This is a genomic window from Vagococcus sp. WN89Y (assembly GCF_052220145.1).
GTDB lineage: Bacteria > Pseudomonadota > Gammaproteobacteria > Enterobacterales > Enterobacteriaceae > Kosakonia.
The window spans coordinates 102,870-126,328 of the sequence record NZ_JBQPOM010000028.1; the positions used below are offsets into that span (position 1 = coordinate 102,870).

22 protein-coding genes are annotated in these 23,459 nt (G+C 51.7%); 12 read left to right on the top strand and 10 right to left on the bottom strand.

Annotated elements, in window-relative coordinates:
- Positions 1-2: 2 nt before the first annotated feature.
- Both sctV and sctW read right to left on the bottom strand, forming a co-directional pair.
- Positions 3-2,126: a type III secretion system export apparatus subunit SctV gene (sctV, locus tag ACTU3N_RS09105; RefSeq protein ID WP_443085804.1), complete on the bottom strand. Its 2,124-nt coding sequence runs from the start codon at positions 2,124-2,126 to the stop codon at positions 3-5.
- A 10-nt stretch (positions 2,127-2,136) separates the two neighbouring features.
- On the bottom strand, positions 2,137-3,279 hold the full coding sequence (sctW, locus tag ACTU3N_RS09110; protein WP_443085805.1) for a type III secretion system gatekeeper subunit SctW: 1,143 nt from the start codon (positions 3,277-3,279) through the stop codon (positions 2,137-2,139).
- A 276-nt stretch (positions 3,280-3,555) separates the two neighbouring features.
- Here sctW and ACTU3N_RS09115 point away from each other — a divergent pair, with 276 nt between their 5' ends.
- The 8 genes from ACTU3N_RS09115 to ACTU3N_RS09150 all read left to right on the top strand — a co-directional run bounded on the left by ACTU3N_RS09115 (position 3,556) and on the right by ACTU3N_RS09150 (position 12,807).
- Positions 3,556-4,101, top strand: a complete 546-nt coding sequence (locus ACTU3N_RS09115; RefSeq protein ID WP_443085806.1) for an RNA polymerase sigma factor — start codon at positions 3,556-3,558, stop codon at positions 4,099-4,101.
- Between the two features lie 130 nt (positions 4,102-4,231).
- On the top strand, positions 4,232-5,707 hold the full coding sequence (locus tag ACTU3N_RS09120; protein WP_443085807.1) for a PAS domain-containing sensor histidine kinase: 1,476 nt from the start codon (positions 4,232-4,234) through the stop codon (positions 5,705-5,707).
- Positions 5,704-6,345, top strand: a complete 642-nt coding sequence (locus ACTU3N_RS09125; protein ID WP_443085808.1) for a response regulator — start codon at positions 5,704-5,706, stop codon at positions 6,343-6,345. The genes ACTU3N_RS09120 and ACTU3N_RS09125 overlap by 4 nt, the downstream gene beginning before the upstream one ends.
- Before the next feature lie 289 nt (positions 6,346-6,634).
- Positions 6,635-7,912, top strand: coding sequence for a carbohydrate porin (locus tag ACTU3N_RS09130; RefSeq protein ID WP_443085809.1), 1,278 nt, complete (start codon positions 6,635-6,637; stop codon positions 7,910-7,912).
- A 221-nt stretch (positions 7,913-8,133) separates the two neighbouring features.
- Positions 8,134-9,705 (top strand): hypothetical protein, encoded by a 1,572-nt coding sequence (locus ACTU3N_RS09135; protein ID WP_443085810.1) that lies wholly within the window; start codon positions 8,134-8,136, stop codon positions 9,703-9,705.
- On the top strand, positions 9,702-10,688 hold the full coding sequence (locus ACTU3N_RS09140; protein ID WP_443085811.1) for a hypothetical protein: 987 nt from the start codon (positions 9,702-9,704) through the stop codon (positions 10,686-10,688). Before ACTU3N_RS09135 ends, ACTU3N_RS09140 begins: the two co-directional genes overlap by 4 nt.
- A 163-nt stretch (positions 10,689-10,851) precedes the next feature.
- Positions 10,852-11,160: a monooxygenase gene (locus ACTU3N_RS09145; protein ID WP_443085812.1), complete on the top strand. Its 309-nt coding sequence runs from the start codon at positions 10,852-10,854 to the stop codon at positions 11,158-11,160.
- Between the two features lie 273 nt (positions 11,161-11,433).
- On the top strand, positions 11,434-12,807 hold the full coding sequence (locus ACTU3N_RS09150) for a radical SAM protein (RefSeq protein WP_443085813.1): 1,374 nt from the start codon (positions 11,434-11,436) through the stop codon (positions 12,805-12,807).
- 158 nt (positions 12,808-12,965) lie between these two features.
- Here ACTU3N_RS09150 and ACTU3N_RS09155 read toward each other — a convergent pair whose 3' ends face one another.
- Together ACTU3N_RS09155 and ACTU3N_RS09160 are read right to left on the bottom strand one after the other, a co-directional pair.
- Positions 12,966-13,700: a MerR family transcriptional regulator gene (locus ACTU3N_RS09155; RefSeq protein ID WP_443085814.1), complete on the bottom strand. Its 735-nt coding sequence runs from the start codon at positions 13,698-13,700 to the stop codon at positions 12,966-12,968.
- A gap of 97 nt (positions 13,701-13,797) precedes the next feature.
- Complete coding sequence (locus ACTU3N_RS09160; RefSeq protein WP_443085815.1) at positions 13,798-15,018, bottom strand: diguanylate phosphodiesterase; 1,221 nt, start codon at positions 15,016-15,018, stop codon at positions 13,798-13,800.
- Between the two features lie 308 nt (positions 15,019-15,326).
- Here ACTU3N_RS09160 and ycgZ point away from each other — a divergent pair, with 308 nt between their 5' ends.
- The 3 genes from ycgZ (at position 15,327) to ACTU3N_RS09175 (ending at position 16,339) form a co-directional block, all read left to right on the top strand.
- On the top strand, positions 15,327-15,566 hold the full coding sequence (gene ycgZ, locus ACTU3N_RS09165; protein ID WP_443085816.1) for a regulatory protein YcgZ: 240 nt from the start codon (positions 15,327-15,329) through the stop codon (positions 15,564-15,566).
- 150 nt (positions 15,567-15,716) lie between these two features.
- Entirely contained in the window at positions 15,717-16,025 is a 309-nt protein-coding gene (locus ACTU3N_RS09170; protein WP_443085817.1) for a hypothetical protein, read from the top strand.
- A gap of 47 nt (positions 16,026-16,072) precedes the next feature.
- Entirely contained in the window at positions 16,073-16,339 is a 267-nt protein-coding gene (locus ACTU3N_RS09175; RefSeq protein WP_443085818.1) for a biofilm development regulator YmgB/AriR family protein, read from the top strand.
- A gap of 186 nt (positions 16,340-16,525) precedes the next feature.
- Here the strand turns inward: ACTU3N_RS09175 and ychF are convergent, their stop codons facing one another.
- Both ychF and pth read right to left on the bottom strand, forming a co-directional pair.
- Positions 16,526-17,617, bottom strand: a complete 1,092-nt coding sequence (gene ychF / locus ACTU3N_RS09180) for a redox-regulated ATPase YchF (protein WP_443085819.1) — start codon at positions 17,615-17,617, stop codon at positions 16,526-16,528.
- Positions 17,618-17,742: 125 nt separating this feature from the next.
- Positions 17,743-18,327 (bottom strand): aminoacyl-tRNA hydrolase, encoded by a 585-nt coding sequence (gene pth / locus ACTU3N_RS09185; protein ID WP_443085820.1) that lies wholly within the window; start codon positions 18,325-18,327, stop codon positions 17,743-17,745.
- Positions 18,328-18,597: 270 nt separating this feature from the next.
- Between pth and ychH the strand changes: the two genes are divergently transcribed.
- Entirely contained in the window at positions 18,598-18,876 is a 279-nt protein-coding gene (ychH, locus tag ACTU3N_RS09190; RefSeq protein WP_443085821.1) for a stress-induced protein YchH, read from the top strand.
- Positions 18,877-18,981: 105 nt separating this feature from the next.
- On the opposite strand, the gene dauA is transcribed toward ychH, so the two are convergent.
- The 4 genes from dauA to lolB all read right to left on the bottom strand — a co-directional run bounded on the left by dauA (position 18,982) and on the right by lolB (position 23,352).
- A complete protein-coding gene (gene dauA, locus ACTU3N_RS09195; protein ID WP_443085822.1) occupies positions 18,982-20,661 on the bottom strand; it encodes a C4-dicarboxylic acid transporter DauA in 1,680 nt (559 codons plus the stop codon).
- 131 nt (positions 20,662-20,792) lie between these two features.
- Entirely contained in the window at positions 20,793-21,740 is a 948-nt protein-coding gene (gene prs / locus ACTU3N_RS09200; protein WP_017457137.1) for a ribose-phosphate diphosphokinase, read from the bottom strand.
- A gap of 125 nt (positions 21,741-21,865) precedes the next feature.
- Positions 21,866-22,732: a 4-(cytidine 5'-diphospho)-2-C-methyl-D-erythritol kinase gene (ispE, locus tag ACTU3N_RS09205; protein WP_443085823.1), complete on the bottom strand. Its 867-nt coding sequence runs from the start codon at positions 22,730-22,732 to the stop codon at positions 21,866-21,868.
- Positions 22,729-23,352, bottom strand: a complete 624-nt coding sequence (gene lolB, locus ACTU3N_RS09210) for a lipoprotein insertase outer membrane protein LolB (protein ID WP_443085824.1) — start codon at positions 23,350-23,352, stop codon at positions 22,729-22,731. Before lolB ends, ispE begins: the two co-directional genes overlap by 4 nt.
- Positions 23,353-23,459: the final 107 nt, after the last annotated feature.

The following is a 23,459-nucleotide window of genomic DNA, read 5'->3' on the forward strand; positions in this document are numbered from 1 at the left end:
GTTCAACTCTCCCACGTGGTAAGCGAGTAAGCGGCCGGATCAAGCGCGATGCGTCCCAGCACATTTACTGCGAGATTAGGTTGTAGCTCTGCAAACGAGAGCACCGGCACATAGTGAAACTCTTCCTGGATAAGCCCGCGCAAGGGGCTGCGCAAATCCTGAGCGACCAGCAGCACGGCGCTGGCATCGCTGTCTGCCGGGAAGGCGGCGGTGATTTCAGCAAGCACGGCGGTTATCTGCTCATGGGTAAGCGCAAAAAACAGGTCGTTTTGCGTCTGGCGCAGCGAATCGCGCAGCTGCTCTTCCAGCTCCGGCGTCAGCAGCCAGACATGCAGGCCATCCGGGCGGGCATACTGGTAACAGAGATGATTTTTTAACGAGATACGCACCTGGTCGGTGAGCAGCCAGACGTCGCGCTCGTGCTGCCCGTGCTCGATAAGCGCCTCGGCGATGGCGCGCACCGAGCGCAGCGGGATGCGTTCGGAAACCAGTTTTTGTAATACGCTGGAAAAGCGCGCCACCGGCATCACGCGCTGCAGCTCCTGCGACAGCTCCGGCTGCTCCGCCTCCAGCCAGCTCACCAGCGCGCGGGTCTCCTGCAAGCCAATAAAGTGCGGGCTGCTGGCGTGGATAGCGTTTTCCATACGTTTGAGCAGCACCTCGCGCGCCGTCCAGCGCTCGACCTCCTCGTTTTGCAGCAGCGGGTGATCCGTCGCCAGCCAGATAAGGTCACCTTCCCGGCGTCGGTCGTCGCCAGGCACGATATTTTGGGCATCGGCTGGCGCTATTTGCTCCTGCCAGCGGCGCTTCACCGCCCGGTGCGTCACATTGAAAGTGCCAATGACTTTGGGGATTTCATAAACGGAAAAGCGAAATTCATCTTCCGGCTGGTTATCGAGAAACTCGATATCAAACGCGGGTAGGGTAAAGCCAAAGTGGTAAACGATGCGGTTACGCAGGCGGCGGATATCCTGCACCAGTTCCAGCATTTCCGGGTGGCCGCGCCACGACGAGGGAAAATTGATAAGGTAAGGGCGCGTCGGATTGAACTGGCGCAAATCCTCTTTACCGTTCAGCTCCGGCGGGACGACCTCGTTTTCCATTTGCGGCTGCGCCAGGCGCAGGCTCTTTTTGACGCGCCAGATTTGAAAACCGCCGCTTATCATGGTCAGCGAGGCCAGTAGCAAAAAAATCGTTGTCGGCATACCCGGCAACAGCGCAAAACCCACCATCCCGAGCGAGGAGAGCAGCCATGCTTTCGGCTGGCTGGTGAGCTGTTCGGCTATCTCCCGGCCAATATTGTTATCGACCGTTTGTTCGTTGTCCGAGGAGACGCGGGTGATAAGCATCCCGGCGGTGAGCGAGATAAGCAGCGCCGGGATCTGCGCGATAAGCCCATCGCCGATGGTCAGAATCGAGTAAATATGCATCGCTTCACCAGCGGGCATACCGAGTTGCAGCACGCCGATACTGATGCCGCCAATCAGGTTGATAACCACAATGACCAGCCCTGCGATGGCGTCACCTTTAACAAATTTCATCGCGCCGTCCATCGCCCCGAACAGCTGGCTCTCTTTTGCCAGCTCATTACGGCGATTTTTGGCCTGCATCACGTCAATCAACCCGGCGCGCAAATCGCTGTCGATGGACATCTGTTTGCCGGGCATGGCGTCGAGGGTAAAACGTGCCGCCACTTCGGCGACCCTTTCGGAACCTTTGGTAATGACGAGAAAATTCACCACGGTCAGGATCAGGAACATCACCATCCCGACCGCCAGATTACCGCCCACCACAAAGTTGCCGAACGCGGCGACCACATGGCCCGCATCCTGCTGAATTAAGATCTGCCGGGTGGTGGAAATCGACAGCGCCAGGCGAAACATCGTGGTCAGCAGCAGCACCGCCGGAAAGGTCGAAAACGCCAGCGGTTTTGGCAGATACATCGCCAGTACCACCAGCAACGATGAGAGGCAGATGTTGACGGCGATCAGCGCATCGATTAACGGCAGCGGCAGCGGGATTATCAGCATGAACACCAGCGCCATGGCGAAGGCTGCGCCTACGACTTCGGAGCGCTGCATGGCGCTGATAGCGATACGGTTGAGGATCTGAAACAGGACATTCATCGACATAACCTCATGACGCCGCGTTCCGGCTGCGCCGTTGCTGTTGCTGCTCGGTTTTGGCGACGTCTGAAATCATGCCGCGCAGCAGTTTTAACGCGTTGATACGGTTGTCCGGCTCCGGCCACAGCGAGGCAGGCAGCCCGTGAACCAGCGGGAACAGCGCGCTAAAAAAGAGCGGCAGATGCTGTTTATGCTCGCCAACAATTTCCTGCGACAGTTGGGTGAAATCGCTCTGGTACGCGCCGTTATGACTGATGTGCAACACCCGCCGCGCCAGCGTCAGGGCGTTCATGGCTACAGCAGGCAGTTTGCTTTGCATGCGCTGTAAAAAGAGGCTGCTCTCGGTCAGCGTCTGGCTTATCCGGGCGGCATCGCGCAGCCCGCGATGTATTCGCCCAAGTGTGTTGACGCTAATCGAGGGCGCTAACGCGGCGATATCATCTGCCAGCGCGCGCTGTAACGTGCGCAGTGTCGGCAACAGATTGCGCGAATCAATCAGCTCCAGCAGCATATCCAGCATCATCATGGCGGATTGCTGGTGCACGATGCTGTCGTAGTAAAGGTTGCGCAGAGACTGTTTACGCTGCGGATCGCTGGTGTACCCGGCGATAGCCGCCGCCGTGTTATTCCCGGCGCGAATGGTGTGTCCGTGGCTTTGCTGCAACTTATCGAGCTGCGCACCGGCCAGCGCAGCCAGTTCTCCGTCGCCGGTTTCTTCGGCCTGCTGGCCGAGCATACGCAGCAATAGCGCCGTGCGTGCCGGGTCGCCGCCGGTGTGGTCGAGCAGGGTGTCGCTGTCCGGTGGCGGTGTCTGGCGCAACGCGTTACGCAACCACTCCATCTGCTCAAGCGCTTGCTGCTCGTCGCCGCCATCCAGCAGTTCAAAAAGCTGGTTGAGTTCACCGACTTTGCTGATGGCGTGCTTGCCGCGAAGCTGGTTACGTAACGCGTTGCGCCGCTGTTGCGCCTTCTGTTTGCGCTCCATTTTTTCACTGAACATGGTGCCTATCTCTTCCATCGCGTCATTCAGCGACTCTGCGCGCACGCGAACGTTGTCTGGCGCGTTGTTTTTACCCGCGGCCTGTTGCGTGTTTTTGTGCAGTGCTTTTAGCGAGTGCGCCAGCGCCGGTATCGCATGTTGTATCTTGAGCATCGCCAGCCATCCTCTGTGGTTATTACCCTCTTTCTGTGTCAAAGGATGGCGGGCGGTTCCCTCAAAAGGCGCAAAAAAAAGATGAATAATTTCGCTTTGGTATCAATGCAACTTTTTGCATAACGGTGATGAATATCCTGGTAAAAACTGGCTCGGAAAATTCCGTATCAGACTTGAAAGTGTCTACTAAACAACAGGATGGGTTTGGTCTGGCGGGTGGCATATCTCTTGCTAAGTAGCAGCGCAATCATTTGCTACCTATCAGAGAGACAAGAAATGATAAATTCAACGCTCGTGTCCGCTGCTGTAGAGTCACCTTTCGCGATTAACGTAAATTGGGATGAGATCTTCATTACGCATAATAAGAAGCTGTTAAACTTTATTCGTAAACGTATCGCGAGCTATGAAGATGCCGATGACATCTTGCAAATGACCTGTCTGGAAGTGTTGTGTAATCGCCATAAATTTCGCGGGGCGTCCCGTCCGGAAACCTGGGTTTTTGGTATCGCGGTGAATTTGATTCGCAACTACTATAAATCGAAGCAAAGCCATTATCTGTTTGCCAGCCTTGATGATGATATTACCGCCGATCTGCTGCTGGAAAATGACCCCAGCGATCTGACGGAAAACAGGCAATTACTGAGTCAGACGCTGGCTTCTATTGAAATATTATCGCAAGACACCCGGGTTATGTTATCGATCCTCGTGGAGGATGAAGGCAGTTACCAGGACATTGCTCAGCAGTTAAATATCCCGGTAGGCACCGTTCGCTCACGACTATCCCGCGCGCGGGAAACGCTAAAAGGGAGAATATATGCCTGAAACCGGCGCTGGCAGATAACAGCAGAGAATTAGCTGCTAAGCTTATTAGCTCATTAATTTATAGCGGGTTATGACAATCATGCCGCCGGGAAACTATTCCCTGCGGTGTGATAAATCCCTGGAGGGAGTAATGCTTTTACAGGGTATATCTGGCCAGGCTGATCATCACGATATCACCTTCACTGGCTTATCAAATATTGCCTTAAATAAAATCCATGACGCGATATATTTGATAGACGACCAGCTGCGTATCAAATATGTCAACGAAAAAGCCTGCCAGCTGACGGGTTATTCGCGCGAGGCATTTTCGCATCTCAGCTTTGATATTATTGATAAAGAATTGCGCGACAGCGATGTCTTTGCCTTGTGGTGGAAACTGAGTACTCGCCCTGAAGGTATCCATTTTACCTCGCAGCATACCGGGCGCCGTAATGTGTTCCCGGTGGAGGTGAGTTCCAGCGGATACAACCAGGACGGTGAATTACATATTCTGTGCATTGTGCGCGATGTGCGCGAAATGCGTCGGCAAAAAGAGCAGCAGCTGTTGCGGGAAAAACAGATGCACCGCGTGGTGGAGAATTCGCCGGATCTGATTTTGCGCTTTGATTTGCAGACCCGCTGCCTGTACGCCAACCTGGCGGTGCGCAACTGGTTCAATCTCAGCGAGCAGGATATCAGCCGGGTGCCTTTAACCGAGAGCGTGCCACGCGGCGGCATCGGGCTAAGCCTGTTTAAATTAGTCTCCCGCACGATGGTGGATGAAAAGGTCGCGGAAGATGAGCTGGTGGTTAAGCATAACGGCGAAAAACGCACGCTGCATGTGCGCTGCGTGCCGGAATATGACTTGCGCGGCGAGCTGATGAGTGTGCTGGCCGTCGGGCGCGATATTTCCGCCATCCGCCAGACCGAGGCGGAGCTGCGCCAGCTGACCCATAACCTGGAGCGCGCGCGGGAGGCGGAGAAAAAGCAGCTGGCGCGGGATATCCATGACGAGCTGGGCCAGCATTTGACCGCCTTACGCACCGGGCTGTCGCTACTGGCGATGCGTAAAAACCCCACTGTTGAGGAGCAGCAGGCGGAAATCCAGCAGCTGATGGCGCGTCTGGACAGCACCATTCAGGTGGTGCGGGATGTTTCGACCCGCCTGCGCCCGAACGTCCTCAACCTCGGCCTGATCCCGGCGCTGGAATGGCTGCGCGACCAGTTTATAAAAAACAGCGGAGTTCGCTGCATTTTACTGGCTCCTGAAGAGCATTCCGTGGTGCTGGATGACGCAACGCTGACGGCGGCGTTTCGTGTGGTGCAGGAGTCGTTGACCAACGTTGCCCGGCACGCCAGCGCCAGCAATGTCTATATTTTTGTCAAACTTCAACCCGATGCGCTGCTGATTGAAGTGGTGGATAACGGCAAAGGGTTTGCGCTGCATCGCGTGAAGAAGGATACCTGTGGTTTGCATGGGATTGCGGAGCGCGGGCGCATGCTCAACGGCGAAGCCACCATCAGCAGCACGCCAGGGAAAGGGACGCGGGTCAAACTGAAGTTCCCGCTCTCTGTCAGCGTTAAATCAGCACCATCCTGTTCGAAAACCAGGAGGATCACCCGATGAACCCAAGCATACGTCTGATGATTGCCGACGATCATGCCATTATGCGCGAGGGCCTGAAGCAAATTTTTGCACTCGATGACACCATTGAAGTGGTGTGTGAAGCGCCGGATAGCGGCCAGGTACTGGAGCGCCTGCGCCAGCACGAGGTCGATCTCCTGCTGCTGGATATTTCGATGCCGGGTCTGAGCGGTGAAGATTTGATAACCCGCCTGACGCCGCTCTATCCTCAGCTGCGAATTTTAGTCTTGAGTATGTATAACGAGCCGCAAATCGCCCGGCGGGTGTTAAATAACGGCGCGCTTGGCTATATCACAAAAGACAAGTCCCCCGACATATTACTGAAAGCGATTCGCACTGTGGCGCAAGGCTCACGTTATATTGACCACGATCTGGCGCAGGAAATTATATTTTCCGACTACCAGAGTAATAATCGCGCACCGCATGAAAGCCTGACCATGCGTGAACGGCAGATAATGATCATGCTGGCCCACGGTGAATCCATTAATGCGATAGCGGATGCGCTCTCGATTAGTAATAAGACCGTCAGCACCTATAAATCCCGCATGATGAAGCGCATGAAATTCACCAATAACGCGCATATCGTCAAATATTCCCTCCGGCACAATCTGGTGCAGTAATTTCATTGTCACCGCCTGTTCATTCTGGCGGTGACCTCCCGCTAATTTGTGAAAATATATAGCGACCTGGGTTTTTTCTAAAAGGGAAATGGGTCAGCATAAATTTGTGCACTGGATCATATTTTTCCGCCAATAAATTTTTACACGCACAAAACTATAAAAACAGACCAGCCAACTCTTTCACACTTGAAATACCGCAAGTGGTAAATGAAGACGGATAAGTGAAATGAAAAGAGTTAAATCAGTAGAAAAACAAACTACTTTACCAGTGATTTCTGGTGTTTTATTTATGTTAGCTCTGCCAGGGCTTGCATATGCAGCAGACGCGTTTAGCGTGGATTCTCCGTGGCTGTTTGGCGACTGGGGCGGAAATCGCAGCGCCTGGCAGCAGGACGGCGTGGATTTCCAGCTGGGCTACACCATGGAAACTGCCTCCAATCTTGCCGGCGGCTATAACACCTCGACCACCGCGCGTTACAGCGATCAGTGGGCGTTTGGCGTGAACCTGGATCTGGAAAAGTTACTTCACTGGCAGGATGCCGAATTCCAGATGACCATTACCAACCGCGACGGGCAGAACGTTTCTGACCAGTTGGCAGACCCGCGCACCGGGATGCTCTCATCCACGCAGGAAGTGTACGGGCGCGGTCAAACCTGGCGGCTGACACAGTTCTGGCTGCGGAAAGGTTTTTTTGATGATGTCCTTGATGTGAAAGCCGGGCGTGTGACCGTCGGCGAGGATTTTGACAATTTCGACAGCAAGTTTCAGAACCTGGCCTTTGGGAGCGGGCAGGCCGGTAACTGGCGCGGCGATCGCTGGTATAACTGGCCGGTATCCCAGTGGGGCGGGCGTGTGCGCGTTAACGTAACACCGGACGTTTTTATGCAGGTTGGTTTCTATAACCAGACGCCGTATAACTACGCGCGCGGCGATGGCTTCCGTCTGGAGTTCAGCCCAACCGAAGGCAATCTTGTGCCGGTAGAGCTGGGCTGGAAGCCGCAGTTTGGCGCTGATAAGCTGTCGGGTAATTACCGTATTGGTTATTACTACTCCTCCGTAAACGGTGACGTTTATGGTTCGTGGCGCAACGGTGGGTACGAGGATAAAGCGCACTCTTACGGTGGTTATATTCTTGCCCAGCAACAGCTGACGGCACAGGGCGGCAGTAACGCTCGCGGGTTAACGCTGACGGTACAGGCTGTTATGAACGATCACAAAACCTCGAAAACCGACAATTACCAGTCTATTGCTTTGACGTGGAAGGGGCCTTTCGACGCGCGTCCTGACGATGAGATAGGGATGGGGGCCGCGCGCATTCACGTCAACTCAGCTTATACGCAGGCGCTGCGTGAACAAAATAGGTTTAACGGCGAGAGCGATTACAACAGCCCGACGTATTTGCCTGTGCAGAGCGGTTCTGAGTATAACTACGAAGTTTATTACAATATTCAGACAACAAAATGGCTTCAATTGCGGCCAAATCTGCAATATATCAGCGCGCCAGGGGCGGTAAGCAAAGTCGATGATGCGTTTGTTGGCGGCCTGTCGGCGAATATAGAATTTTGATCCTGTTATTTATTAAAATGCGGCGCTGTCTGGTGCCGCAAAATTAATCTTCTGCTCTGGAAACCATACTGCTATTTAGCAATGCTGTTATTTTCTGTCATCGCCAGGATATTCGTTATTAATACTCATCAAGAATTGCGGATAAGTGCCGATAATGACCGATACACGGTGTCATCAGCATGCGTAAATGTCATGTCAGGAATGGACGGAACGGCAAAATAATGAATAGTCACACACAGCAAATATTAACGAAAAATGAACTGCGCGAGCGTCGGCTCGAAGAACTTTTGTCCAGTTGTCAGCAGCAGGTATTACAACAAATCATCGGACCCTTCGGTTTAACACCTGCCATGTTTGACGATAAGCAGGGCGGGAATGTCACGACCCAGCATAACGCCAGCCAGGGAATATATGCTAAAGAATCGCAGGAGTATAACCGGAAAGATGATTACGACTACACGGCGGGCAAAAAGCAAAAAATGGCCGACGCCGTAAAAAAAGGCACGATGAATAGCCAGACCTTTACCGATGAATATACCGGTAAAACGGAATCGACGCAGTACACTACGTCGAAAGGCAAACAGAGAATGAATGCCCATCTCGACCATACTATTCCGCTGAACGAAATACATAAAGATGGCGGCTGGATGCTCTCAAAAGAGCAGCGTAAAGCGGTAGCGTCGGAAACGGAAAACCTGCATTACACGACCAAAGATAATAACCTGAAAAAGAGTGATGAGTCTGCTGACAGCGCGTTATCCGCAGCCAATGGTTATGATACCCGTGTTACGCAACCCATTATTGATAAAGCGCAGGCTGCCATTGATGCACATATGCCCTCCAGTATGGACCGCGTAAAATATCATGGAAAAGAGCTGGCGATAACCGGCGTAAAAGAGGCGGGGAAAAATGCATTACGCCAGGCGCTGGGGCTATTACTGTATGAGTTTGTTAATGGCGCGTTTGTGGAGCTTAAAGCACTGACCACCGCCAGCGACGAGCCGTTACTGGAGCGTATTATAAGCGCGTTTAAACGCGTCGCCGAACGGGTAGTTGCAAAATTACGCAGTGCGCTTGAAGCATTAATTACCGGCGGCGTGCAGGGATTTATCAGTAATTTTCTCACCTTTATTATCAATACCGTCATTACTACTTCTGCGAAAGTGGTAACGATTATTCGTGAGGGTATGAAAGGGCTGTGGGATGCCGGGAAAATGCTGCTTAATCCGCCCAAAGATATGCCTTTTATTGAAGTTTGTCGCCAGGTTGCAAAAATTATTTCGTCGGTGGTCACGCTGGGGTTAGGAATGGTTTTTGAAGAGTCGGTGAAAGCCTTTATTTCATCCGTTGTAGTATTAGCGCCCGTTGCCGACATTCTGGCGCCGGCAATCAGCGGGATATTAACCGGCGTGACAACGGCGCTGGTGGTTTACGGTATTGACCGCTTTTTTGACTGGCTCTCTTCGAGCGGTACAGAAAAATTACAGGCACAGGAAGTCAACAACAGCCAACTGCACGAAAATATCACACAGATGGCGCAATGGCTTTCGCTGCAATATACCAGCTCGCAACAATACCGGGCTATTTCTGCCGGGTATGTGGATATTGAAATTGATCTCGCGCTTTCTGAGCAGGCATCTACCGCGTCGGTGAACCATATGCAGCGAATAATCGCGCAGCGCGAAAGCGTATTAACCGATATGCAGGCAAGCATAGAGGCGGCCAAAAGCGATATGGCGGCAATTGAGGCGTTTCTGAATGACGTAGATAACAAGGGATGGACGTTGCAATGAGTACAGGTACCCAGCTCATCGAATCGATGGCGACCATGACCGTATCCAAAGAAATGCTGGAACAGGTGGATATTCATAATCTGCTCAATGCGTTCACGCAGGATTATGAAAAACTCGATGATTTAAAAAAATTTCGTCAGCGTCACGAGGACAGAAATGCGTTCAGCCGCTGGTGGAATAACGATGAACTTGAGAGCGCCCAGCTTAATGCTGCCGAGCTTCAGGCGAGTTTTTCCAAAAAATTAGGGCAACTGATGGTTATCAGTATTGCTCAGTCGCAGCAGTTGAATCAACAACAGGCGGAGCTTGCTGAACAGCAGCAGACCATAAAATCACAAACCGCACAGCTTGCACGTAATGATAAAAAGCTGGAGGGCCAGCACCAGCGGCTTGAAGAACAGAATCAGGAACTTGAGAAACTGGTACGCGAGTACTTTGCCCTGAAAGGCTTAACGGACAAGGGGGCGAAAAAGCTTATCGAGATAGCCCAGGCGGTTCAGCAAACGCGTGACGATTTGCTCGATCAGTTTGATAAGCGCATGGCCTTGATGAATGAGACCTGCAAATTAGTTGATGCGGCGATGGAGCGGTTAAAAAAAGAGCAGGCTCGGTTGCAGGCAAACTTTCAACGCGAGACAGAACAGCGCTACGCGTCGCTGAAACAGGAAACAGAGGCGCGGTTAGCGTCAGCAGAGCAACAATTTGCGCAGTCCGATGCTCGTGCAAAGGAGCATGCGCAGGAAGTGCACCGGTGGCTGGAGGCCGCAGAGGCGAAGACGCAGCACGCATTGACCTCACAGGATGAACGCTGGCAGGCGTCGCTGGAGAAACTCAGGGCTGAATTTGAGGCTACGCAGCGCGGACAGGCGCGCAGCCTGCGTAACTGGCGCTTAATTTGCACACCGCTTCTCGTTCTAAGCCTTGTAGCCGTCGCGCTGCTTGCTTATCACTCCTTTTTCCCGCTCGCCTTGATACAGCGCTAATACGTTATACCGGCAGGCGCACGTCGCCCTCTGCAAAGGGGGCGTACAAATCCGTTTTTTTCGTGATGTGATTATATTTGTACAATTTTTTAAAATAGGTATCGGTTTAACTTCAGCGGAAATAATGTTATTACGCTTATGATCATGTGATCACGGAGGATATATGTCGAATAAACTATTGCAACTTCACTTTGCGTTTAACGGCCCATTCGGCGACGAAATGTCTGAGCAGCTTGTTGAACTGGCTAAGAGTATTAACCAGGAGCCGGGATTTATCTGGAAAATATGGACTGAAAATGCAAAAACGCATGAGGCGGGAGGGATTTATCTGTTTCATAACGAAGAGACCGCGCTGGCTTACCTTAAAAAACATTCTGAGCGCCTGAAGCAAATGGGCATTGAAGATATTCATTTCAAACTTTTTGATGTTAATGAACCATTAACTGCATTAAATCATGGTCAGATAAAATAAACACACTTAGCGCTTCTTGCCTCACCCCGTGAGGCAAGTCTGATTGATAAGCCGTAATTTATCAGTGTTTTTCGTTTTGCTTAACTATCCTGAAATACGTTTTTGTCAATTATTCTTTGTCGGAATTGAATTTATCGAAATAATTCATTGGTTCCCGCCTGAAAATAAATGTATTGGTATGACATGGAAAAGTTATCGGTATATTTAATTAGTCGTTAAAAATAAATCCACTGAAATGATTTTCAGGCAAGAAGGGTGTAAAGGAATAGTCTTATGAAAATGAAAAATGTCGGTAACAACGTGCTGTCTGTTGCGTTATCATCTATCCTGAAAAATGTGAACAGAAAAGGCCTGGAGAAAATTTTTATGCTGGGCTCTAAAATGTCAGGTGCCAGCAAAGAGGATTTATTAAAGCTTGCGGAGTTGTGCAGAAATGATGACCCGATGGTGGACGGTTGGATCCGCACCATTAAAGCACTCAACCCGGTAGCGCGTAAGAAACTTATTTCAAACCTTATTTTTAACCATGTTGTCGATGGCGCAAAATTACGCGACGCGGCAGGTGAGGCAAATGATACGCACATTCCCTTTCTGGTTTTGATATCACCAACCTATGAGTGCAATCTGGAGTGTAAAGGGTGCTACTCTGCGCTCTATGGCAACAGATATCACTATACGGAAGAGGAAATTTTCGATGTTATACAGCAGTTTTACGATTTAGGGCTGCGCTTTTTTACTTTTACTGGCGGTGAACCGTTTGTGTATAAACCGATGATGAAGATCTTTGAACACTTCAATGATTGCTATTTTATGGTTTTCACCAATGGCACTATGTTAACGGAAAGCCGTGTCAAAAAACTTGCCCAGCTCGGGAATGTCAGTATCACCATTTCTATTGAAGGTTTCGAAGAGATGACTGACTGGCGTCGCGGAGAAGGTGTTTATAAAAAAATAGTGGCGGCGTATGAACGTTTAAATAAATATGGCGTGCTGTGTGGCGCGTCGATTATGGCAACGTCGAAAAACCATGATCAGATCTGCGGTGATGAGTTTTGGGACTTTCTGATAGAAACGCTCGGCGTTAAATATTCGTGGGTTTTTCAGTATATGCCAATGGGCAGAGACGCAACCATGGAACTGGTGCCAGGCGCAGAACAACGCTATCAGCGTTTTCATTATCTTGAGGCATTACGCAAATCAGGTCGTCTCGCTTTTTTAGCCGATTTCTGGAACCATGGATTTTTAGTCAATGGATGCATGTCCGGCGGTGCGAATTATTTGCACGTCAATGCGAAGGGTGGGGTAGAACCGTGCGTCTTTCAGCCCTATGCGACAGATAATGTCCGGGAGAAGAAAATTGTCGATATACTCAAAAGCCCCTTCTTTGAAGGTTATAAACAACAGATCCTATTCAATGATAATTTGATGCAGCCATGTCCGATTATTGATAATCCGGAAAAGTTTCGCGACCATATTAATTCCTGTCATGCGCAGCCACAGCATGATGGTTCGGACAGTTACTTTAAATACGCTAACGAATTAGATAAAGTTTCTAAAGACTGGAGCGAGCTCGCCATTAAAATATGGCGCGATGAAGGATACGGTAGCGAATACAAAGCTGAGCATAATCTGTACGTAAAAAAATAGCGCTGGCGGGCAGAGTGTTATGAGTGTTTGTCAGGCGAAATAGAGTCCATGGTTCGCCTGACTTTTAACGAAGGAGACATGGCGCGGTCATATTATCGCGTCGGTTAGACTTTATTTAGTCAGGCTTGTTCGATTGATATAAAACGAACGGCAAACTATCAGGCTTCGCCGTGAAAGGTGATGGCGAAACCTTGCTCCTGCCATTGTGCTAACAGTTGCGCCTGGCGCTGCGTCAGCGGTTTGCCTGTCCAGACAAAAAACTGTTGGCCGGGAAAAAATTCAGGATGCGGGGAGTCGAGCGGTTCGGCAAATACGTCAACGCGCCACCCCTGTTGAGAAAGACGCCAGCCTTCCAGCCATAAATGGGTGCGATCGTCATTTCCCCAGGAGGCCAGCAGCGCGTTTTTTCGTGCATCCCTGCGTGCGGCGGTGATACGCGACACGGCATAGTCAATCAGTACACCGTCGAGCAGACTCAGAATTGCCCGCCCGGTCTTAAGATCGCGCCCGAGTCGCTGGCGCACGGGGGTGAGCACCTCGTCTATTAATTGATCTGCCGTATGCTTGCGGCCCAGAACCGTAATGGTTTCCCGCAGCCGGGCAGGGCTTGCCTGGCGCAGCAGCGACATCATCTCTTCCTGAACAGTTGCCCAGCCAGCTTCCTCTGTAACCAGCGTCGCATCAAGTAAGGCTTTTACCTTGCTCACCGACACGCCGCTCTCTATCCAGAGTTTTATCGCCTCAATACGCTCAATATCAGACTCATCAAATTGACGGTGCCCGCCTTCGCTACGCTGAGGTTTAAGCAATCCGTAACGACGTTGCCATGCGCGTAGCGTAACCGGGTTTATTCCGCACCGTTCAGCAACCTCGCCGATGCTATAAAAAGCCATGACTCCCTCATACTCGTAACGCCGATATGTTCGTGAAAAGACTAATCAACCCTGACAGGGTGTACAAGTATTTTGTACAGTTTTACTTATCTTTTTATTATGCGTTATCGCGCATTTCGGGCCAGGACACTGCCGGAATACCCGTAAGACTGGGGCGAGCAAAGAGATAGCCCTGGAATTGCGAGATCCCCGCAGACTCAAGCCACATCCACTCTTGCGCCTTCTCGACACCCACCGCAGCGATCTGGATTTCAAGAGATGTACAACATTTGATAATGGCGTGGATAATTGCCTGGCGTGAACCGCTCTTATGCACATCTTTGATCATATCGCGGTTAATTTTGATGCGGTCTGGCTGGAACTGCGCCAGCAGCAATAATCCCGCAAAGCCTGCGCCAAAATGATCAATCGCCACGCGGATCCCGGCGCCTTTTAACATTTTCACGGCGCGGGTAAATTCATCCAGCCGTGAAATCACTTCGCGTTCAGTAAATTCGACGATGACCTGCTCCGGCACCAGTCCGTTTGCCGCGATTTCCTGCAAAATAAAATCAACCGCGTCCGGAATTTCGACCAGCGTCATCGGTAACAAGTTGACTGAAAGCGTCAGGGCACCGAGGTTTAACGCGCCCGCCTGGGCAAACGCCACTTTTTTGCTCTGCAAATCTGCGGCATAGAGCGCATCGCCAGAAAGACCCTCGAACCAGGCCTGCGGCGAGTCGCCTGAGGGCGTGCGCAGCAGCGCTTCGATAGCGACAACTTTACGGGCAAACGGGTCGATAAGCGGTTGAAACGCAAACCGGCAATCGGCGTCGCTGGCGCTTGCCGTTATCGGCAGGGCGACGGCATTGCCATCAGAAATAAATTCCCACGCGTCACCCGTGGGGATTTCGAAGTAGTTCTCTTTTTCCCCTTCTTCAACGAAGGTCTGAAAAAACTGCAGCGCGCGATCTTCATACGCCAGCTGGTACTTCGATGTGCCTTTATCCAGCACGGTTTGTAAGACCTCATCGCGATGTTGATCGCGCAAATCAAACAGTTCCATGCCGACTTTGCCAAATCGCCGTGAAGGGCCGTAATCGCGCAGCAATTCCACCACATTATAGTGGCGAGGATCGGCGCAGATAGCGTCATAAATAGGCACCACAGACTCTTCGGGGCCCTCCAGTAGCTGGAAGAAATGCGTACCGTTGAAAAGCAGGATCCCGGTGACATTTGCCTTGCCATTTTTAAGGGTTGCTGCGGCGACCATCTCTTCAAGCATCGCGTACGATACCTCGTCGCACAGATGGCTACGGTAAATAATGGTGGTGAGCATAGAGGTTCCAACTGGGGGTGAATGAGTCCTCACAGTAGCAGATACGGGCAAGGACGTCTTGCTTGATTACATTACCTATTCTTTGATGAGTCGCAAGAGAGGGGGTGAACAGGTTTAAGATTTTTCTTGTACAACATTCATCGCGCTGGCTGAAATTTACACTTCTATAATCAATTGATATATAAGAAAATTATTACGCATTCTGGAAGATGCAAACAATCTTGTACAAATTTTATGTACATATAAGAATTTTTTGTATAACTTTAACAGTAATTTAACTGTTTCTAAAAATTCTGGAGGAGTGACATATGCAGCAAAACGGTTATTTTCCGAGCACAGCTAATGCCATTACCCGCTATTTTAATAAGGCAAGTCTCCCGACTCAGCAGCAAACACTGGGGCAAATTGCAGTAGAAGTTCTGAGCGAAGGGCGCAACCTTAGTCGTAAGGCAATCTGTACTAAACTGCTGCGCCGTCTTGAGCAGGCTTCCAGCCCGGAAGAGGAGAGCCACTATCATGCGTTGATTGGTCTGTTGTTCGATCGTTAATTTTCGCAGACCAGCAAAACATTTGGCTTTTGAGCCAATTCTCGCAGGATGATGTGGTTATACCGCGTGTTGAGTTAATCGTCCGTAAAGGAGAACTGGCTTCATGCCGCAATTGCAGTTCGGCAAGTAGCGGCAACCCGAGATGTAGTTATGAATAGTAGTGACATTGAGCAACTGACAGACGAACTTATCGGAGTGGCAGTGTTGTCGCTCCTGAGAGATAACTCCCCCATCAGCACCCGGGCGCTTATTACGCGGCTTCGGTCGATGGAGGCAAATGAGCCAGACAGTCAGCGGCGTAAGTTGCTGGGGCAGGTTATTGCTGAAATCAGCAACGATAATCTCTCCTCTCTGCGGCGCGATGCAGGAAGCAAACGCAATGAATGGAATGAAGAGGGCGGGGATAACGTCTATCAGTTATTTGGCAAAAAACAGCCAGAAAGTACCAAAAAACACTGATACACAGTAATTATAAATTGAAAACGGGGTAAATGATGAGCCAGGCAATGCTCGAACCAACAGCCGAATATGAAAATCTGCCGGATATTACGCTTGCTGACTATTTTCGCAGCGGCGGACAAACGCTGGCAGAAGAGTCGGCTACTCTGGGTGCCGTTATTCGTCGCGTACATGCTCAGGGTTGTCCTGTTACTCACAAGGCGCTGATTCTTGAGCTGATAAAAATGATTGAAACCACCAATGATGTGGTGAAAAGCGATATTATTCGCCATACGCTGGAAATTGTCGTCCACCATACGACTGACGATATTTAGCCGTTTGCCTGTAGCGAGAAAACCCACGCAATTATATTGTACTCATCAATGTACTCATTTTTGACTGCGTTGTTACGAGATGAGTTGAGATTTTATGAAAACAAAAATCCACGCAATTGCGTGGATTTTATATTTTTTACGACTCTTGTGAGATTCAGCAAAACCTCATGAGGCAACAAATTTTATTTAGACGTTAAACAGGAAGTTCATTACGTCGCCATCTTTAACGATGTAATCTTTACCTTCTGCGCGCATTTTGCCGGCTTCTTTCGCGCCTTGCTCGCCTTTATAGGTAATAAAATCGTCATAGCCAATCGTCTGGGCGCGAATAAAGCCTTTTTCAAAATCGGTATGGATTTTACCTGCCGCCTGCGGCGCTGTGGCACCGACAGGGATGGTCCAGGCGCGGACTTCTTTCACACCGGCTGTGAAGTACGTTTGCAGATTGAGCAGAGAATAGCCTGCGCGGATCACGCGGTTCAGGCCCGGCTCTTCAAGGCCCAGCTCCTGCATAAACTCATCGCGCTCTTCATCATCCAGCTCGGCGATGTCAGCTTCTACAGCGGCACAGACCGGCACCACGACAGAGCCTTCATTGGCGGCGATTTCGCGAACCTTATCAAGATACGGATTGTTTTCAAAACCGTCTTCGTTCACGTTGGCAATATACATCGTCGGCTTGAGCGTCAGGAAGCTCAGATAACGAACCAGCTCTTTTTCTTCTTTGCTCAAATCCAGCGCGCGCAGCATACCGGCATTTTCCAGCTGCGGCAGGCATTTTTCCAGCACCGCCAGCTCAGCTTTTGCGTCTTTATCGCCGCCTTTGGCTTTTTTAGACACGCGATGAATGGCACGCTCGCAGGTATCCAGGTCCGCCAGTGCCAGCTCGGTATTGATAACGTCAATATCTTCCGCCGGATCGACTTTGCCGGAAACGTGAATGATATTGTCGTTTTCAAAGCAACGCACCACATGACCAATGGCTTCGGTTTCACGAATATTCATCAGGAACTGGTTACCCAGGCCTTCACCTTTGGATGCGCCTTTTACCAGACCGGCGATATCAACAAACTCCATCGTGGTCGGCAGAACGCGCTGTGGTTTAACAATTTCTGCGAGCTTATCCAGACGCGGATCGGGCATCGGTACGACCCCGGTGTTCGGCTCAATAGTACAAAACGGGAAGTTAGCCGCTTCAATACCTGCTTTGGTGAGCGCGTTGAACAGGGTGGATTTACCTACGTTGGGCAGACCAACGATACCGCATTTGAATCCCATGATGTAATTACCTTAATAACTTGATAATCAACCCGTTAGCGAAAACGGATTGCAGAAAAGTGAATAACTTTGCCTATTATACACGTAACCGTCGTTACGCGCGGTAAAAAAGCCGCCGCAGCCGCTTATTGCGCCTTAAAGGCATGCAGACGGTTCGTGGCTTTCGTCAGGCCTTCTTTCAGCCAGATTTCTGTGCAACGCGCCGCTTCGTCTACGGCTTCGTCGATAAGCTTCTGCTCTGACAGCGGCGGTTTGCCCAGCACAAACCCGACAACTTTATTTTTATCGCCCGGATGACCAATTCCGACACGCAAGCGGTGAAAGTTAGGGTTATTACCGAGCTTACTGATGATATCTTTCAGGCCGTTATGCCCGCCATGACCACCGCCAAGTTTAAACTTCGCCACGCCAGGCGGAAGGTCAAGCTCGTCATGCGCCACCAGGATTTCGTCCGGGTTGATGCGATAAAAGGTCGCCATAGCCGCCACAGCTTTACCGCTCAGATTCATAAAGGTGGTAGGCACCAGCAAGCGAACGTCTTCGCCTGCCAGATTGATGCGCGCGGTAAACCCAAAGAACTTCGCCTCTTCCCGCAGGGGAGAGCGGCATCTTTGCGCCAGTAAATCAACATACCAGGCACCTGCATTATGGCGTGTCGCGGCGTATTCAGCGCCAGGGTTCGCCAGCCCGACAATCAGTTTAATCGTCACTTTTTCTTCCTGACCAGGATAATGTCCGGCGCGTAGTTTACGTTGTGCAGCGCGCGATGACAAAATTCTCACAGCGAAACGCGATGTGCTAATAATAACTTATCTTAATAATTAGAATTTCAATTAGCTCAGGGGCTTATTTGTAAATTTATGTTTGTCTAAGGTGTGTAATTGTGATCGCACACGCAACGGCTAACAGATGCGCTGACTATACTTTTTTTACATGGATTGGGGTTTTTCCCCGTCAACCCATCGTTCCGGAGGTGACAAATGAAACGCAAAAACGCTTCGTTACTCGGTAATGCGCTCATGGGGTTGGGGTTAGTGGTGATGGTTGTCGGCGTTGGCTATTCTATTTTAAACCAGCTGCCGCAGCTTAACCTGCCACAATTTTTCGCGCACGGTGCCGTATTCAGCATTTTCCTGGGTGCCATTCTCTGGCTTGCAGGTGCGCGCGTAGGCGGGCATGAGCAGGTTTGCGATAAATACTGGTGGGTGCGCCACTACGACAGACGCTGCCGCCGCGATCCGCGCAAACCTGGCTTATAACATCTGCTTATGATTTCAGAAACGGTTCCTGCGGGAACCGTTTTTTGTTTTTATGACGGAGTTTCCCGCCCGGTGAAACTCACCGGGCAAAAAGTGACGGAGCGTTTATAAGTCAGCCAGCGCCGCTTCACGATTAGGGAAAAACGCCAGTTTCCCGGGGATCGGCTGCACACCTGCGCGTGCCAGCGTGCGTAATGGCTGGAACTCCAGGTTACTGACACGCAACTCAACGCCTTGCGGCAGACGTTTCACGAAACGCTGAAAAGCATCAAGCCCACCGGCGTCGAGCACCGGCACTGCGTCACACTTCAGCAGCACAATGCGTTTGCCTGCAAGACGCGTCTCCAGATCGGCAAAAACACCCTCTGCGGCAGCGAAAAACAGCGGGCCAATCACGCGCAGCACCAGCACGTCTTCCGGCACGTTCACATTGACCGCCGCCAGGTGCGTCATCCGCGCGATACGGCGCATAAACAGCAGCGACGCCAGCACGATGCCGACGCTGATGGCGATCACCATATCAAACAGCACCGTCAGTGACAGACACAGCAGCATCACCACGATGTCATCGGCTGGCGCGCGGCGCAGCAGATCAATGACTTTATGCGCCTCGCTCATATTCCATGCCACCATCAACAGCAGTGCGGCCATCGCCGACAAAGGCAGCCAGGAGAGCAGGGGAGCCAGCACCAGCAGCGCCATGATAACCAGTAAGGAGTGGATCACCGCAGAGACCGGCGAGGTTGCGCCAGCGCGAACGTTCGCAGCGGAGCGGGCGATGGCGGCGGTGGCGGTTATCCCGCCGAAGAACGGCGCAATCATGTTGCCCAGCCCCTGACCTACCAGTTCGCTACTGGCTTTGTGCTTGGTTCCGGTCATCCCATCCAGCACCACGGCGCACAGCAACGACTCGATAGCGCCCAGCATCGCCATTGAAAACGCCGCCGGTACCAGCGCGCGCAACGCGTCCCAGCTCAGGGTAAAAGTGGAACCCGGCATATCCCAGGGCAGCACCAGCTGCGGCAGAAGTTGAGGAATACCATTACCCTGCGAACCGTCAGCCAGCACATAATGAAACTGTGAGCCGATAGTGGCTACATGACCACCGAGCAAATTGACCACCAGCATTACGGCGCAACCCGCCAGCAGTGCAGGCAGGTGGCCAGGCAAGCGTAAGCCCAGTCGTGGCCAGAAAATCAGCGTTGCCAGCGTGACCACGCCAATAGCGGCATCACCGATATTGATGGTGGGTAGCGCCATCACCAGCGCCCCGACTTTTGGCAGATAATGCTCCGGTACGTGGGTCATCTGCAAACCCAGGAAATCCTTAATTTGCATGGTAGCGATGGTGATACCAATGCCGGAGGTAAAGCCGAGCGTGACCGACAGCGGAATATACTCAATCAAACGACCAAACCGCGCCAGGCCAAAAAGAACAAGAAATACGCCGGACATCAGGGTCGCCACCAGCAGACCCGCCAGGCCAAATTGCTGGGAAACCGGGTAAAGAATGACGACAAAGGCGGCGGTCGGGCCGGAAACACTGTAGCGGGAACCGCCGCTCAGCGCGATAACGATACCCGCCACCGCTGCCGTATAGAGGCCATACTGCGGCGCAACGCCACTACCAATGGCCAGCGCCATCGCCAGCGGAATAGCAATAATCCCGACGGTTATCCCGGCAATCAGATCGCGGGTAAATCGGGCCGCGGTGTATTTTTCTTTCCAGCACGCATCAATCAGCGCCTGAAAAGGCATGACATGGGGTGAGAAAAATTTATTCACAATGGTTAATCATCCGTGAGTACGGCAGACGTTATTGATAAATCATACAAATAGCACCAGACTACAAAAAAACCCGCCGTAGCGGGTCTTTTATTTTAGCACCAAAAGATGCTGGATAACTTTATCGTCGATCAATGTTCAAACATGGCAGAGATCGATTCTTCGTTACTGATACGACGAATGGCTTCGGCCAGCATGCCTGACAGCGTCAGTGTACGTACGTTTGGCAGCGCTTTGATCTCATCACTTAACGGGATCGTGTCGCAAACCACGACTTCATCAATGACGGAATTGCGCAGGTTGTTCACCGCATTACCGGAGAAAATCGGGTGAGTCGCGTAAGCAAAGACGCGTTTCGCGCCGCGCTCTTTCAGCGCTTCTGCGGCTTTGCACAGGGTGCCGCCGGTGTCTATCATATCGTCAACCAGCACGCAGTCGCGGTTCGCCACATCACCAATAATATGCATCACCTGAGAAACGTTAGCGCGCGGACGGCGCTTATCAATGATTGCCATATCGGTATCGTTAAGCAATTTCGCAATCGCGCGCGCGCGCACCACGCCACCGATATCCGGAGAGACCACAATCGGGTTATCCAGATTCAGTTGCAGCATATCCTCCAGCAGGATCGGGCTGCCAAACACGTTATCTACCGGTACATCAAAAAAGCCCTGAATCTGTTCAGCATGCAGGTCAACCGTCAGAACACGGTCAACGCCAACGCTTGAGAGGAAATCGGCAACCACTTTTGCGGTAATCGGTACACGTGCAGAACGCACGCGACGGTCCTGACGGGCATAGCCAAAGTAGGGAATGACCGCGGTGATACGGCCTGCGGAAGCACGGCGCAGGGCATCAACCATCACAACCAGTTCCATCAGGTTGTCGTTAGTAGGGGCACAAGTGGACTGGATGATGAAAATATCACCACCGCGTACATTTTCGTTAATTTGTACGCTGACTTCGCCGTCGCTAAAGCGACCTACAGCGGCGTCGCCGAGAGAAGTGTACAGGCGGTTGGCAATACGTTGTGCTAGTTCCGGGGTAGCGTTACCAGCAAAAAGCTTCATATCAGGCACGAGAAGAACCTCAGGCATGCGTCCAGTGGTGGATAGCATACGCCAGAATGTGCGGTCAGGGCGTAAAACTATCCATGCGGTGTATTAAAGAGCGCGATGCAACGTCTGGAACAGAAGTGACGTTGTCACCGTAGCTCAGCTTGCCCGGCGATGGCTTGCGCAAGCGGCGAGAGGTTAACGCCTCGCGCGACAAAACCATGCAGCCATTCCGGGGCTTGCTCAAGCACCTGACGAGCGGCGGATTCGGTATCAAATTCGGCAAAGACACAGGCTCCTGTGCCAGTCAGGCGCGACGGCGCGTATTCTAACAGCCAGGAAAGCGCGGCATCAACCTCGCGAAAACGTTTTCTTGCGATAACCTCGCAATCGTTGGCGAATTCACATTTTAATAACGTATTGATTGACCGGGAAGGAGTATTTCTCGGCAGGTCCGGATCGTTAAAAATGACCGGCGTGGGAATACTCACTCCAGGATGCGCCACCAGATACCACTTCTCAGGCGGATCGACGGGGGTTAATACCTCGCCAACCCCTTCTGCGAACGCCGCATGGCCGCGCACAAATACAGGCACATCAGCACCCAGCGTCAGGCCCAGCGCTGCCAGCTCGTCCACGCTTAAACCACAGCGCCAGAGATGGTTGAGTGCAACCAACACCGTGGCGGCGTCAGACGAACCGCCGCCCAGCCCGCCGCCCATCGGCAGGCGTTTATCGACGGCAATATCCGCACCGCTGCCAGCGGGCAAACAGCCGGTCGCGCCCGCGCGCTGCATCAATAAATGCGCCGCGCGCACGATCAGGTTTTCCTCATCGGGGACGCCCGGGACCGGCGTCAGCAGGCGGATTTTACCGTCGCTGCGTGGTTCAATGCGCAGCGTGTCGCCATAGTCGAGAAACTGAAACAGCGTTTGTAACGTATGATAACCGTCAGCACGCCGTCCGGTGATATACAAAAAAAGGTTAAGTTTCGCCGGAGCGGGCCACGTCATCATTTGACAATCCAGTTATCCATTTTGAGCTTAATACGCTGGCTGCCGTCGTTCAGTTCCATATTCGCAGGCAAAGCTGGCTGGGTTTTGCTGTCATATCCGCCGTAGACGACCTTCCAGTTCTTGCCTCCCTGACTGTAGTTTAGTTCGCTCAGGCGATACTGATTATCCAGTTTATAATCCGTCGCGTCCCCCGGCAGGCCAAGGATCCACTGGCGCAGGCTGTTTAGCGGAATAGGCATACCGGTGAGTTTACCGATCATCTCTTCTGCGTCATCATCCGTGTAGCGCTGGCCTTTATTGTCCACCAGTTGCACCGCGCCTGGTTGCGCATTCAGTTCAAGCTCGGTGCTGCCAAGCGGATTGGTCAGCAACAGGCGATATTTATCCTGGCCGGTTTGCTGCCAGAAAAAACGCGCATACACTTTTTGCTCATCAGAGATATACGCAAACGCGCCGCGCGTCTGGTACTGGCTGAGATTACGCACCTCTTGCTGATGCTGGCGCCACTGCGGCGAGTCGGGGCTTTTGCCCGGGCCTTTCGGCGCGTTAAGCGTACAGGCGGTAAGCACGAGGCTTGCCAGCGGCAACAGACGGATGAGACGATGATTCGACAGAGTCATAATGATGACAAATCCTTGAGAGGCGTTTGAATTATTAAGCTTAATGCTAGCGCCGCAGCGAAACAGCGTCTACGTTCTGATTGTCCTAAATCATAAAATTACCAATT